This is a genomic window from Nisaea sp. (genome assembly GCF_017640745.1).
Lineage (GTDB): Bacteria > Pseudomonadota > Alphaproteobacteria > Thalassobaculales > Thalassobaculaceae > Nisaea.
In genome coordinates this window covers 20,183-34,030 of record NZ_JAEPQA010000003.1, presented here as the reverse complement: position 1 = coordinate 34,030, position 13,848 = coordinate 20,183, and the positions used below count along the sequence as shown (strand labels likewise).

General features: G+C 65.9%; 11 protein-coding genes. 7 read left to right on the top strand and 4 right to left on the bottom strand.

Going from position 1 to position 13,848, the window contains the following annotated elements; translation table 11 throughout:
- The first annotated feature begins 23 nt into the window (after window positions 1-23).
- From recQ to JJ959_RS03335, 3 genes are all read left to right on the top strand, one after another.
- Complete coding sequence (recQ, locus tag JJ959_RS03345; RefSeq protein WP_292879851.1) at window positions 24-1,862, top strand: DNA helicase RecQ; 1,839 nt, start codon at window positions 24-26, stop codon at window positions 1,860-1,862.
- A gap of 77 nt (window positions 1,863-1,939) precedes the next feature.
- Window positions 1,940-2,401 carry a thioredoxin-dependent thiol peroxidase gene (gene bcp / locus JJ959_RS03340; protein ID WP_292879850.1) on the top strand — a complete coding sequence of 154 codons (462 nt, stop codon included), beginning with the start codon at window positions 1,940-1,942 and terminating at the stop codon, window positions 2,399-2,401.
- Between the two features lie 131 nt (window positions 2,402-2,532).
- A complete protein-coding gene (locus JJ959_RS03335; RefSeq protein WP_292879849.1) occupies window positions 2,533-3,375 on the top strand; it encodes a flagellin in 843 nt (280 codons plus the stop codon).
- A gap of 43 nt (window positions 3,376-3,418) precedes the next feature.
- Here the strand turns inward: JJ959_RS03335 and JJ959_RS03330 are convergent, their stop codons facing one another.
- The gene (locus JJ959_RS03330; RefSeq protein ID WP_292879848.1) at window positions 3,419-3,970 is read right to left on the bottom strand and encodes a cytidine deaminase; all 552 of its coding nucleotides are present in this window, start codon (window positions 3,968-3,970) and stop codon (window positions 3,419-3,421) included.
- Between the two features lie 4 nt (window positions 3,971-3,974).
- Complete coding sequence (gene hisI / locus JJ959_RS03325) at window positions 3,975-4,424, bottom strand: phosphoribosyl-AMP cyclohydrolase (RefSeq protein ID WP_292879847.1); 450 nt, start codon at window positions 4,422-4,424, stop codon at window positions 3,975-3,977.
- 132 nt (window positions 4,425-4,556) lie between these two features.
- Here hisI and JJ959_RS03320 point away from each other — a divergent pair, with 132 nt between their 5' ends.
- The 3 genes from JJ959_RS03320 to JJ959_RS03310 are packed head-to-tail and all read left to right on the top strand — an operon-like array spanning window position 4,557 to window position 8,399.
- Complete coding sequence (locus tag JJ959_RS03320; RefSeq protein ID WP_292879846.1) at window positions 4,557-5,405, top strand: ferritin-like domain-containing protein; 849 nt, start codon at window positions 4,557-4,559, stop codon at window positions 5,403-5,405.
- On the top strand, window positions 5,402-7,210 hold the full coding sequence (locus tag JJ959_RS03315) for an adenylate/guanylate cyclase domain-containing protein (protein ID WP_292879845.1): 1,809 nt from the start codon (window positions 5,402-5,404) through the stop codon (window positions 7,208-7,210). Before JJ959_RS03320 ends, JJ959_RS03315 begins: the two co-directional genes overlap by 4 nt.
- A 31-nt stretch (window positions 7,211-7,241) precedes the next feature.
- Entirely contained in the window at window positions 7,242-8,399 is a 1,158-nt protein-coding gene (locus tag JJ959_RS03310; RefSeq protein ID WP_292879844.1) for a M20 family metallopeptidase, read from the top strand.
- 108 nt (window positions 8,400-8,507) lie between these two features.
- Here JJ959_RS03310 and JJ959_RS03305 read toward each other — a convergent pair whose 3' ends face one another.
- Window positions 8,508-12,092 (bottom strand): ABC transporter ATP-binding protein, encoded by a 3,585-nt coding sequence (locus JJ959_RS03305; RefSeq protein WP_292879843.1) that lies wholly within the window; start codon window positions 12,090-12,092, stop codon window positions 8,508-8,510.
- Window positions 12,093-12,257: 165 nt separating this feature from the next.
- On the opposite strand from JJ959_RS03305, the gene JJ959_RS03300 reads away from it, so the two are divergent.
- Window positions 12,258-13,163 carry a LysR family transcriptional regulator gene (locus JJ959_RS03300; RefSeq protein WP_292879842.1) on the top strand — a complete coding sequence of 302 codons (906 nt, stop codon included), beginning with the start codon at window positions 12,258-12,260 and terminating at the stop codon, window positions 13,161-13,163.
- A 36-nt stretch (window positions 13,164-13,199) separates the two neighbouring features.
- Here JJ959_RS03300 and JJ959_RS03295 read toward each other — a convergent pair whose 3' ends face one another.
- On the bottom strand, window positions 13,200-13,811 hold the full coding sequence (locus JJ959_RS03295) for a pyridoxamine 5'-phosphate oxidase family protein (protein ID WP_292879841.1): 612 nt from the start codon (window positions 13,809-13,811) through the stop codon (window positions 13,200-13,202).
- Window positions 13,812-13,848 lie beyond the last annotated feature (37 nt).

The following is a 13,848-nucleotide window of genomic DNA, read 5'->3' as shown; positions in this document are numbered from 1 at the left end:
ACCAGACTTGGACCTACACTCCAATGATGCATGCCGTCCGCCCGGACCCGGAAAGCGACAAATACCGCGTTCTGAAGGATGTTTTCGGGTTCGACGGTTTCCGGCCGGGACAGGAGCCGGTGGTGGACGCGATCCTCGGCGGCAACAACGCCCTCGCAGTGATGCCGACCGGCTCCGGGAAATCGCTCTGCTTCCAGCTTCCAGCGCTGGTAAAGGGCGGTCTCACAATCGTCGTTTCCCCCCTCGTCGCGCTGATGCAGGACCAGGTGGCGGCCCTGAAACTGGCGGGCGTGCGCGCCGATACGATCAACTCGGCGAAGGACCGGGCGGCCAATGTCGCGGTCTGGCACAAGGTCGCCGCGGGCGAGCTCGACCTCCTCTATCTCTCGCCCGAACGGCTGATGACGGACCGCATGCTGGCGGCGATCTCGAAGCTGCCGCTCTCCCTTCTGGTCGTCGACGAGGCGCACTGCATCTCGCAATGGGGCGCCTCCTTCCGACCGGAATATGACGATCTCGCCCGCCTGCGAACCGTCTTCCCGAATGTCCCGATCGCCGCCTTCACGGCGACCGCGGATCAGGTGACGCGCCTCGACATCGCCGAGAAGCTCTTTGCCGGGAAAGCAGAGATCTTCGTGCACGGGTTCGACCGGCCGAACATCCGCCTCGACGTCGCTTTGCGCGCCGACTGGAAGGCGCAGGTTCTGGATTTCCTCGAAACCCATGCCGGCGAGAGCGGCGTGGTCTACTGCCTCTCCCGCAAGAAGACGGAAGAGATCGCAGGTTTCCTGCGCGAGAAGGGCTACAACGCCCTCGCCTACCATGCCGGCATGGACAAGGAAGAGCGCGACCGCAACCAGGACCTCTTCATGTCGGAGAGCGCGGTCATCATGGTCGCGACCATCGCCTTCGGCATGGGGATCGACAAACCGGACGTCCGCTTCGTGCTGCATACCGACATGCCCGGCAGCGTCGAGGCCTATTATCAGGAATTCGGCCGCGCCGGACGCGACGGGGCGCCCGCGCACGCGCTGATGCTCTACGGTCTCGACGATATCCGCATGCGCCGCATGTTCATCGATCAGGAGCACGAGGAAGGCGACCGGCGGCGCCGCGAACACAAGCGCCTCGACGCGCTGATCGCCTATTGCGAGGCGCCGGAGTGCCGGCGCCAGTCGCTGCTGCGCTATTTCGGCGAGGAGTCGGAGCCCTGCGGCAATTGCGATGCCTGTCTCAACCCGGCAGAAACCGCCGACGGCACCGAGGATGCAAAACTGGCCCTGAAGACGATCCAGGAAACCGGGGAGCGCTTCGGCACCGTGCATATCGTCGACGTGCTTCGCGGCGGAAATACCGAACGCATCCGCAAGTTCGGGCATGACAAGGTCTCGACCTACGGCGCGGGCACGGCGCATGGGGCGAAGGACTGGCAATCCCTGATCCGGCAACTGGTGGCGGGCGGCTTCCTCGATCTCGACATCCAGGGCTTCGGCGGCTTGTCTGTCAGCGCCAAGGGCAAGGCCCTGCTCGGCGGGGAGGTGGAATTCCGCTACCGCCAGGACAGTCTCCGGCGCGAGCGCAAGGCGAAGACCGCGCGCTCGACCGCCGCACCGACCGAATCCATGAGCGGCCCGGAGTTGCGCCTCTTCAAGGCCCTGAAACAGCTACGCTCCGAGATCGCGCGCGAAGGCAACGTGCCAGCTTATGTCGTCTTCACCGACCGCAGCCTCGCCGACATGGCGGCCAAACGGCCGACCTGCAAGGAGAGCTTCGCCTCGATCCATGGCGTCGGGCAGGCCAAGCTGGAGAAATTCGCGGCGCCGTTCATCGATCTGATCCTCAGCGAGGAGGCGTCCGCCTAGCCCCTCTCTTGACGGCGGCCCCGAGCGCGCCAGATTGCCTCCTGTCCTTACTGCAATCCACAATCCGGAGAAGTTTCATGGCCGATGTCGGCGACAAGGCACCTGATTTCAACATGGCCACGGATGGCGGCGGGACCGTCTCGCTCGCCGGTCTGAAGGGAAAGAAGGTCGTCCTCTATTTCTATCCGAAGGACGACACCCCCGGCTGCACCAAGGAAGCCTGCGCGTTCAGGGATGCGATGCCGGACTTTTCCGGTATCGATGCCGAGATCATTGGTGTTTCCAAGGATCCGGCAGCCAAGCACGACAAGTTCAAGGCGAAATACGATCTGCCTTTCACCCTCGCGTCAGACGAGGACAGCGACGTCTGCGAGCGCTATGGAGTCTGGGTCGAGAAGAACATGTACGGCAAGAAGTACATGGGCATCGAGCGCGCCACCTTCCTGATCGACGGCGACGGCAAGATCCGCAACGTCTGGCGCAAGGTGAAGGTCCCGGGCCACGCGGACGAGGTCCTGGCCGCCGCGAGGGAAATCTGAGGTAAGCCACCGCCGCGCCGGGTTTTTTCCTCCCCGGCGCGGAGCGCGGTTTCCTGAAAATCCGGCCGCCATTGAATATCCCATAACTCAAATACGAATTTGGCACAGTCATTGCTTAACGATTCGTCGTTATGATCTCTGTGCTCACAAATCCGCCCGCGATGACGGCGCTCAGAAACCTGACCGGCATCCAGATGGCCAAGGACAGGGTGCAAAACCATGTCTCTACCGGCCTCCGTGTCACCGGCGCGGAGGAGGACGCTTCCAACTTTGCCATCGCACAGGGTATCCGGACGGAACTCCGGGCGATCGATGCCGTCATCAAGGGTTTGAATAACGCCAAGGGCGTCGCACAGGTCGGAATCGCCGGGGCGACGGCTGTCTCCAACCTGATGACCGACATTCGCAAGAAGATCACCGAGGGCGCCAACCCGGGCAACACGACGCAACAGCAGCAGATCCTGCAGAACGACTACAGCGACATGATCGCGCAGATGCGCCAGATCCTCGAGAACTCCACCTTCAATGGCGAGAATATCCTGATCGAGGTCGCGATCCCGTTCAATCTCGCGGTCGGTACGGTGAACGACATCAATGTGCTCTCGAATGTCGACGGGAGCACGCTGACCGTGCGCGGCCAGCGTATCGACGTCAGCTATGCACGGCTCGCCAACGAGGACATCAGCACGCCTGCAAATGCGCAGACCGCCCTCACCGTCTGGCAAACCGCGATGACGGATATCGGCACGGCTCTCGGCCAGCTCGGTGCCGACGCGCGCGCACTTTCCCTACAGACGAATTTCCTCGAGAGCACGCGGGACGCCGTCGATGAAGGTCTCGGCAATATCGTCGATGCAAACATGGCCCGCGAGAGCGCCCGCCTGACCGCCCTTCAGGTCCAGGAGCAGCTCGCCGTCCAGACCCTCGGTCTCGCCAACCAGCGCCCGCAGACGATCCTCGGGCTGTTCCAGTAAAAATCTCCGAAAGGCATCATACCTGCGACGGCAGGTAGGCGGCCTAGAGACGGAATCCGTAAGGCAGCAGACGGTCGATGTCGAGAATGTCGGCGGTGAACTCGTCATCTCCGGTATCGACCAGGATGAGGGCCGCGTCACCGGCCTCGTTGCGGTCGATGAATTCCCGCATCACCTGGCGGCAGATACCGCAGGGCGATCGCTCCTGCAGCGGGCCGCCCAGACTGTCAGCCGTCGAGAGGGCGAGGAACCGGATCTTGCGGAACCCCTTCGCCGCCGCCGCGTGCAACGCGTTGCGCTCGCCGCAGACCGTTGCGCCGTAGGAGGCGTTCTCGATATTGGCGCCGGTGATGATCCGTCCTTCCGGATCGTCCGCCATGATCACGGCGGCGCCGACATGGAAATGCGAATAGGGCACATGGGCCTTTGCCGCCGCCGCGCGCGCCGCCTTCACCAGGTCGCGCAGCAGCGCGGGATCGGCCATGACCCGCTTCTCGGGGATCCTCACGCCTGCGACACGAAAGCGTCCGGCCTCCGTCTCGATCACCCGGTCCTCGGCCTCAATCTCCGGCAGAACGATTTCGATCCCGGCCATGGGCTCAGCCCTTCTTTCCGTAGACCGCGTCGGGATCGTACGCCTTGCCGTCCTTCACCACCGACAGCACCGCTCTGCCATCCTGGACCGTCGCCGCGCGGTAGAAGCAGCTGTCGTAGCCGACATGGCAAGCCGGCCCGGAAAGGACCCGCAAGAGCACCACGTCCTGATCGCAGTCGGTCCTGAGCTCGACGACCTTCTGCACATGACCGCTGGTTGCGCCCTTGTGCCAGATCTCGTTCCGCGACCGGCTCCAGTAAACCGCCTCCCCGAGTTCAAGCGTTCGGGCGAGCGCTTCCCTGTTCATGAAGGCGAACATCAGGACCTCGCCGGTTTCCGCATGCTGGGTAATGCAGGGGATCAGGCCGTCCGCATCGAATTTCGGCTGGAAGGCACTGCCTTCCTCGATCTCCGCCTTGCTCCCGCGCGCGGCAAACAAGATGTCTGCTGTCATGACACATGCTCCAACTGTCCGGACCGGTTATAGGCCGTGGCGCGCGCCGGCCGCAACGTCACCGAAAGTGGACCAAAAGGGCTGCGAGCGCGTAAAACCATCAAGAGGGAAAGCGATAGGGACCGCAACGGCATGTCCGAGGCAAAAGATTTCACCACACTGGCAGAGGCGGCGGTGGCCGTGCTCGAGACCGCCGATCCGCGCGAAAAGGCAAGACTCGGCAGGGCCGCCGTCGCCGCCTGGCGCGAGGGCGCCTTCGAAGGTATCGGCAGCGCCGCGGCGCCGGAACGCCCTGGCCGGCCGGAAACACCCGCCCTGCGTCCGCCGCGCGAGGTGCCGAAGCGCAAGATCACCGAGGCGCCCGCGGGCCGGATCGCCCTGCTGCATGCGCTAGCCCATATCGAGCTGAATGCCGTCGACCTCTCCTGGGACATGATCGCCCGCTACACCGATCACGACCTGCCGGAAGGCTTCTACATCGACTGGATGAAGGTTGCCGACGACGAGTCGAAGCATTTCCTGATGATCTCCGACCGGTTGGAGGAACTGGGCTCGCATTACGGCGCGCTGAATGCCCATGACGGGCTCTGGCAGGCCGCAACGGAGACGGCGGACGACCTGCTCGCCCGGCTCTCCATCGTACCGCTGGTGCTGGAGGCGCGGGGGCTCGACGTGACGCCGGCGATGATCAAGAAGATGCGGGAAGTCGGCGACGATGCGAGCGCCGCGATCCTGCAGGTGATCTTCGACGACGAGATCACCCATGTCGCCGTCGGCAAGCGCTGGTTCGACCATGTCTGCGACCGCGAGGGCAAACCCCGGATCGAAACCTGGCAGCACCTTGTGCGCACCCATTTCCGCGGCGGCGTGAAGCCTCCCTTCAATGTCCCGGCCCGCGAACTCGCCGGTTTCGCGGCCGCCTTCTACGTACCTCTCGGCGAGGAGTTCCAGGCGCAGCAGGATAGCGGACGGGACGCGTGAACAATCTGCTCTCCCGGGAGTTCGTGCGGCATTTCGAGGCGCCGCGTGAGCTCGTGTGGGAAGCGCTCGCTGACACCAAGCGGTACAACGAATCCATCGGGCTGCCGAAACACGAGATCCGCGAGGAGACTCAGCCGGACGGCAGCGTCCGCTTCTTCGCCACGGCGAAAGTCGGCCCCGTCACGCTGCACTGGGAGGACATTCCCCAGGAATGGGCCGCCGGGCGCTGGTTCCGGCACCGGCGCCTGTTCCTGAAAGGTCCGCTCAAGCAGCTCAACGTCTACGTCCGGTTCGAGGACGACGGTGCCGGCTGCACCGTCCGCTACCGCATCGAGGTCGAGCCGGCAGGGCTGCTCGGCAGACTGATAGCCCGCAAGGCCGTCTTCGCGGCGAGCGAGCGCGATTTCTTCCGTGTCGCCGACCAGGTGGAAGCCTGGGCGCAGGAACGGGCGGAAACGCCCTATCCGACCGAACCACTGACGCTCGACGAGCCCCATACCCGGCGCCTCGAGACAGCGCTTGGCCGCCTCGACGCCTCGCGCTACGGGCACGGTCTGGGGCGCAAGCTGGCTGACTGGCTGCTCTCGGCGCAGGAAATCGACCTGATGAGCATCCGGCCTCTGAAGCTCGCCCGGATGTGGCAGGAAGAGGAACGCCATGTCATCGAGCTTTGTCTCGAGGCGGTGAAGGACGGATTGCTGGAGAGCCGCTGGGACCTGCTCTGCCCGCGCTGCAAGGGCGCCAAGCTTTCGGAGGCCAGTCTCGACGAGTTGCCGAAGGGTGCGCACTGCGCCTCCTGCAACGTCAGCTACGACCGGGATTTCGCCCGCAATGTGGAGCTGACCTTCCAGCCTGCGGCCAGCATCCGCAAGGTGGTGCATGGCGAATTCTGCCTGTTCGGCCCGATGTCGACACCCCATGTCCGGCTCCAGGTCCGCGTCGCGCCCGGGGGCAGCGAAAGCGTCGAGACGGTGCTCGCGCCCGGCTCCTACCGGATCCGCACCCTGGAGCCCGGGCCGGAACGGATCCTCGACTATTCGGGCGGCGGCTTTCCCCCGATCACGGTCGATGAGGAGGATATCTCCGTCGGCAGTGAAGCCGCCGAAGCCGGCACGGTCCCGCTGCGAAACCGCTGCGCCCGTCCCCGGGTCGTCATCGTGGAGGCGCGCGACTGGGCCGAGGACGCGCTGACCGCCCACCGCGTGACCACCATGCAGGCCTTCCGCCACCTCTTCGCCGAAGACGTGCTGCGCGGCGGCGACGAGGTCGGTATCTCCCATATCGCGCTGATGTTCACCGACCTGTCCGGCTCGACGGCGCTCTACGAGCGGATCGGCGACGCGCCGGCCTACGGTCTTGTGCGCGAGCATTTCGACTTTCTCTCCCGCATCGTCCGCGAGCATGACGGCGGCGTGGTGAAAACCATCGGCGACGCCGTGATGGCCGCCTTCACCGAGCCGGAGAATGCGCTCGCCGCAGCCCTCGACATCCGCGCCCATGTGCGCGAGTTCAACCGCCAGCACCGGACCTCTCCGATCGGCCTGAAGCTCGGCATTCACGCGGGTCCGTGCATCGCCGTGACACTCAACGGACGGCTCGACTATTTCGGCGGGACGGTGAACATGGCGGCCCGCCTGCAGGGCGAGGCGCGGCCGGGCGAGATCGTCCTCAGCGAGACCATTGCGGCCGATCCGGCGGCGGCGGACATTCTGAATTCGCAATGGATGGAGCAGGATCGCCAAGCTATAAGAGGCTTCAGCAATCCCGTCAGTTTCCGGCGGCTCCCGCCGGAAGACGCAGCATAAAACCAGCATACCAACGAAAGGCCGCGCGCCCATGAGCACGGACTCCAGCGCCCAATCCAACACCCCGAAAATCGAACCGGAAGAGATCCTCGACGGCATCCTCGACTGGGTCGAGGCGGAGAGCCCGACCACCGACGCGGCGGCGGTCAACAAGGTCGCGGACAAGGTTCAGGGCCTCTATGCCGGCCTCGGCCTCGCCATCGAACGTACGGCGGGCCGGGACGGCTATGGCGACATCATCCGCGCCCGCACCGAGAACGCCTCCGGCGAGAAGGGCATCCTGGTGCTCTGCCATATCGACACGGTGCATCCGGTCGGCGTGAAGGAGGGCGAGCTGAAGATCCGCCGCGAGGGCGACGAGGTCTACGGCCCCGGCATCTACGACATGAAGTCCGGCGCCTACCTGCCCTACTACGCCTACCGCCACCTGCAGCGCCTCGGCCGGACGACCAGGCTTCCGGTGACCTTCCTCTACGTCTCCGAGGAGGAGGTCGGCAGCCCGATCTCCCAGGAGATCATCGAGGAAGAAGGCCGCAAGGCGAAATACGTGCTGGTCACCGAGCCCGCCCGCGACGGCGGCAAGGTCGTGGTCTCGCGCAAGGGCGTCGGCCGTTTCGTGATGAAGATCACCGGCCGCCCGGCCCATGCCGGCGCCAAGCACGAGGACGGCCGCAGCGCGATCAGCGAGCTCGCCAACCAGATCAAGGCGATCGACGCCATGGTCGATTACGAGCGCGGCATCACCACCAATGTCGGGCTGATCAGTGGCGGCACCGCGGTGAACGTGGTTGCGCGTGACGTGGTCGCCGAGATCGACCTGCGCGTCCTGACGAAAGAGGACGGCGAGGAGATGACGGCAAAGATGCTCGCCCTCAAGGCGCAGAATCCGGACGTCACGGTCGAGGTCACCGGCGGCATGAACCGCCCGCCCTTCGAGGCGACGCCGGAGAGCCTGAAGCTCTTCGAACATGCGCGGAAATGCGCCGCCGAAGCCGGCCTGGAGCTCGAGGCCACGGTCACGACCGGCGGCGGCAGCGACGGTAACTTCACCGCCGCCCTCGGCGTCCCCACCCTCGACGGCCTCGGCGCCGACGGCGCGGGTGCCCATACGCTCGAAGAGAAGATCTATTTCTCCTCGCTCGAGCCCCGCGCCAAGATGTGGGTGCGCCTGCTGGAGACGCTCGAGTAGTTTCTCCCAAACCGTCATCCCGGCCGCAGAGCCGGGACCTTATCGAACACCGCGCTTAGCCGTCGAGAGGTCCCGGATCAGGTCCGGGATGACGATCTCAAGTTTGAGCTACTCCGCCGCCACGGCCGATGCGAGCTGGTGGGACACGAGCTTCGCGTAGAGCCCGCCCTTCGCCACCAGATCCTCGTGCGTCCCGGTCTCCATCAGCGCGCCCTCGCTCAGCACCGCGATCAGGTCGGCGTCACGGATGGTGGAGAGGCGGTGGGCGATCACCACCGTGGTGCGGTCGGACTGCAGGCGGTCGAGGGCCACGCGAACCGCGCGCTCGTTCACCGCGTCGAGATGCGAGGTCGCCTCGTCGAGGATCAGCACCGGCGCGTCCTTCAGAAACGCCCGGGCGATGGCGACGCGCTGGCGCTGGCCGCCGGAGAGGCTGGTCCCGCGCTCCCCGACCGGCGTGTCGAGCCCGTCCGGCAGCATCGCAACCAGATCCTCCAGCGAGGCATGGCGGACCGCCGCCTTCAGCTCCTCCTCGCTCGCGCCGGGCTTCGCCAGCAGGATGTTGGCGCGAAGCGTGTCGTTGAAGAGATAGGTGTCCTGGGCGACCAGCGCGATCCGGCTGCGCAGCTCGTCGAGCCTGTAGTCGCGGAGGTCGGTGCCGTTCATCAGCACCCTGCCCGCGTCCGGATCCCAGAAGCGCATGAGCATCTGCGCCAGCGTGGTCTTGCCGGCGCCGGACGTGCCGACCAGCGCCACCGTCCTGCCGGCCGGGACCTCCAGCGTGAAATCGCGGATCGCGCGGCGGTTCTGCCCCGGATAGCGGAAATCCACCTTCTCCAGCGCCAGCGAGACCGGCCCCTCCTTGGCGGCCACACCCGGGCCGTCCCTCACCGGCACCGGCTCGTTCCAGAGCCCGTAGACCCGGCGGGTGGAGCCGAGCGTGTCGGCGAGCTGGCGGCCGATCTGCGCGATCTCGGAGACCGGCAGGAAGGCGGCCATGGCGAGGATGGTCAAAAGCGGCAGCACGCCGGCATCGATCGTGCCCGCAGCGGCGAGCGCGGCGCCGGTGACGACGATGGCGAGGCCGCCGAGGCCGGTCAGCGCCTCCAGCAGGCTCTGCTGCGCCGTGAGTTCCCGGAAGAACGGCAGCCTCAGATCGATATGGCGTTGCCCGAGTTGGTCCAGCTTGTCGCCGCGCTCCGCCTCCTGCTGGAAGGCGACGATCTCGCCGAGCCCCTGCACGCTGTCCACCGCGAAGGCACCGAGCTCGCCCGAAGCCTCGCGCGCCTCCGAGCCGAGCCGGTCGACCCGGCGGCGCATCAGGAACGGGCTGATCCCAACCGCCAGCAGGAACGGAATGAGCGCGAGCGCCAGTGTCGGGCTTTCCGCCCCGAGCCAAAGCAGGACGCATCCGGGCACGAGGATGGCGACGAAAGCGGGCGCCACGGTGTGGGCGAAGAAATACTCGACCAGTTCGATATCGTGCGTCACCAGCGTCATCAGGTCGCCGGTACGCCTCCGGACGAGATAGGCGGGCGCGAGGGCGTCGAGCTTTCGATAGGCCTCGACCCGCATCTCTGCGAGCAGCCGAAAGGCCATGTCATGGGCGAGCCAAGACTCCAGCCAGTGCAGCACGCCGGAGAGCGGCGCGACCGCCGCGAGGCCCCAGAGGTACGGCGTGAAATCCTCGCCGTTCTTGAGCGCCAGCACGACGAGCGCGCTCAGCACCCCGACACCGATGAAACCGACCACACGGAGCACGCCGAAAAGGAAGGTGAAGATCAGCCGGCCCTTCCAGGGCATGATCACCTTCATCAACTCAACCACGACCTCGAACCAGCTGAGCCCCTCGGCCTTGATGATGCCCTCGGTCGGCGCCTGCACGGCCCCGCCCGGAATGTCGGAGAGCGTCTCGGTGGCAGGCTTCGGCGCTTCCTCGCGGACCACCGGTTCGGACTTCTTCGCGGCGGCAGCCTCTCGCGCCTGCTCCGCCATCAGCCCCGCATAGATGCCGCCCGCCTTCATCAGCGCGGCATGGGTTCCCTCCTCTACCACCTTGCCGTGGTCGAGCACGAGAATGCGGTCGCAATCGATCACGCTGGAGAGCCGATGCGCCAGGACCAGCGTCGTCCGTCCCTTCATCAGCCGGTTGAGCGCATCCTGGATCACCGCCTCGTTCTCCGCGTCCACCGCCGACAGCGCCTCGTCGAGCACCAGGATCGGAGTGTCGCGCAACAGTGCCCGGGCGATCGCCACGCGCTGGCGCTGGCCGCCGGAGAGCTTGATGCCGCGCTCGCCGATCACGGTGCGGTAGCCGTCAGGCAGACCCTCGATGAAATCGTGGATATTGGCGGCCTTCGCCGCTGCGACGACGGCGGCGTGATCCGCACCGGGATCCCCCATGCGGATATTCTCCTCCACCGTGCCGTGGAAGAGGAAAGTGTCCTGGTTGACCACGGAGATCATCGAGCGGATCTGCTCAAAGGAAAGCTCGTTCAAGGGCTTGCCGCCAAGCAGGATACGGCCCTCGACCGGGTCGAAGAAGCGCAGCAGCAGGCGAACGACGGAGCTCTTGCCGCAGCCGCTCGGGCCGACGAGGCCGATGCGCTCGCCCGGCTTCACGGCGAAGTCGAGACCGTCATGCACGGTGCGCTGGTTGCCCGGATAGCGGAAGCCGACCTGCTCGAAGGCGATGGAGGGTTCGAGCCTGGCATTGGCGGCGCCCAGCGTATCCTCGACGTCCGGCTCACCGTCGAGCACCCGGTAGATGCCCTTGGCGGCGGAGAGGCCCACCATGCCCTCGTGCAGCACGTTGCGCAGCTCGCGCATCGGCCGGAAGACTTCGACCCCGAGCATCAGGATCACGAGCAGCGAGGTCAACTCAAGCTGTCCCTCGGTCACTCGGAAGGCGCCGAGCGCAAGCGCCGCAGCGGCACCGCAGGCGATGGAACTGTCGGTGATCCCGCGGGCGAGGACATTGCCGCTCAGCACCCACATGGTGCTGCGAAAGACTTCGCGCGCCTTCACTTCCAGAATGTCGCCGCGCGCCTTGCTTTGCCCGAAGGCCTTCAGCGTGGCGAGGCCCTGCAGGCTGTCGAGGAACTCGGCCGCGAAGGAGGCATAGGCCTGCTGACGGCGCCGGGCGCTCTTCTCGTTCGAGCTGTGCCAGAGCGAGGGAGCGAAGACCGCGATCAAGGCGAAGGCGAGCATCACGGCCGCGACCGGCAGATCGATCCAGGCGACGAAGACGAAAATCAGAACCGGTGTCAGCAGCGAGACCGCGAGCTGCGGCAGGTACTGGCCGAAATAGACCTCGAGCCGATCGACCGCGTCGGTCAGGGCGAGAGAGATCGTTCCGGAGCGCTCGCGGCCGACATAGGCGGGACCGAGGCTGGCGAGTTTGTCGTAGACCTTGCGGCGGAGACTGATCTGCACCTTGGCCGCGGTCTCGTGCGCCACCATGTTGCGCCACTGCTCGACCCAGCCGCGGGCGATCATCACGAGAGCGATACCGGCGATGGCGGGCCACAGCTCCTGCAGCGACTTTCCGGCGAAGACCTGCCCGATCAACCAGCCGAGCAGTCCGAGGCGCGCGACGCCGAGGCTGACCCCGAGCAGGCCGATGAGGATCGCCCAGGAAATGCGCCCGCGGACGCCTTCGGTAAACTGCCAGAGCCGGGTCTCGAAATGCATCGCTTGGTCCCCTCGCGATAGTCCGGACACAAGAAAGCCATCGCCCGGAAATCCAATCGCAATCAGATTATCGGAAAGATAATTTTCCGGGACTGGATAATTTTTGCATCGCAGCGAACAAATTTGTACTGCCTATTTGCGAGCCGCTCGCAGTAATCTGCGCCCATGTTGACCGACTGGGACGATTACCGGGTCTTTCTGACCCTCGCGCGCGAACGCAGCCTGACGGCGGCGGCGAAAGCGCTGAATGTGAGCCACCCGACCGTGGCGCGGCGGGTGAAATCGCTGGAGGACGCGATCGGCGCCCGGCTGTTCGACCGGCTGCCGGACGGCTATGTCCTGACCCCGGCGGCGGAGCAGCTGCTGGCCGATGTCGAGGCGATGGACGATGCCGCGCAGGCGATCGAGCGGCGCAGCCTCGGCCTCTCCGACACCGCGCGCGGCACGGTCCGGGTCTCCGTCGGCGAGCATATGATGCAGTTCCTGACCCGGCATCTCGTCGAGCTGCGCGACCGCCTGCCGGAGATCGAGATCGAGTTCCACGTCACCCACCTGATGGCGAATCTCTCGCGACGGGAGGCGGACATCTCGATCCGCGAAGTGGTGCCCGATGCGGCGGATCTGGTGACGAGGCGGATCGGCCGCTTCCGATACGCGGTCTACGGCACGCCTCAGCTTGTCGGACAGATCGGCAGCTCCAGAAGAGACGCCTTGAACGGGTCCCTTGCCTATCTGCCCTGGATCGGTTTCGACGAGGAGCATCACTACATGCCCGGACAGGCCTGGATCCGCCGCCTGCTGGGCAACCGCGCGCCGGCCATCCGGACCAACAATGGCAACAGCCTGCATTACGCCGTCTCGTCGGGTGCCGGGGTGACCGTGCTGCCCTGCTTCATCGGCGATATCGACCCCAATCTCGTCCGCGCGACGCCGGTGCTGGAGGATGTGATCGCCGACCAGTGGATGCTGGTCCACCGCGACCTCCGCACCCTGCCCCGCGTCCGCGCGATGATGGACGAACTGGCGCGGCTGTTTCAGAAGGAAAAAGGGGTGCTTGAGGGGGTGGCCTAGTTTGCCCCTGCGCCGGGATGACGACGCCGATTTGGCTCAGTACAGAGCTTCCTTGTAGCGCGCGACCATCTCTTCCTGGCTCTCGACCGGCATGTCGATGCCGATCTGATCCTTGATCATCTGACCGAGGCTCGGCAGCACGGAACGGTCGTTCACCGCCGCGGGGTCCCAGAGGCGGGAGCGCATCAGCGCCTTGGCGCAATGCAGGAAGGCGGTGTCGATCGCGATCCGGATCACGGTCGCCGGCAGCCGTTTCTGGACCTCGAAGCCGGTGCGCAGCTCCTCGTCGTCGCGCACCTCGGCCCGGCCCCGGATCCGCAGGGTCTCGTCGACGCCGGGCACCAGGAAGATGACCGAGACGGTCGGGTTCTCAAGGATGTTCTGCAGGGAATCGAGGCGGTTGTTGCCCGGCCGGTCCGGGATCAGCAGCGTCTTGTCGTCCGGCATGGCGACGAAGCCGGGCCCGTCCCCGCGCGGCGAGATATCGACCACGCCGTCCGCGTTGTGGGTCGCCAGCAGCAGGAAGGGCGAGAGCTCGATGAAGCGGCGGCAATGCTGGTCGAGAACCGGAATCTCCTTCTGCCGCGCCCGCTCGTGCACGGGTTTGTAGATGGCGCGCAGCGCCTCGACGGTCTCGATCTTCGCCATGATTTTCGTCCGGGAGTGATTAAGGAGCGGCCATGCT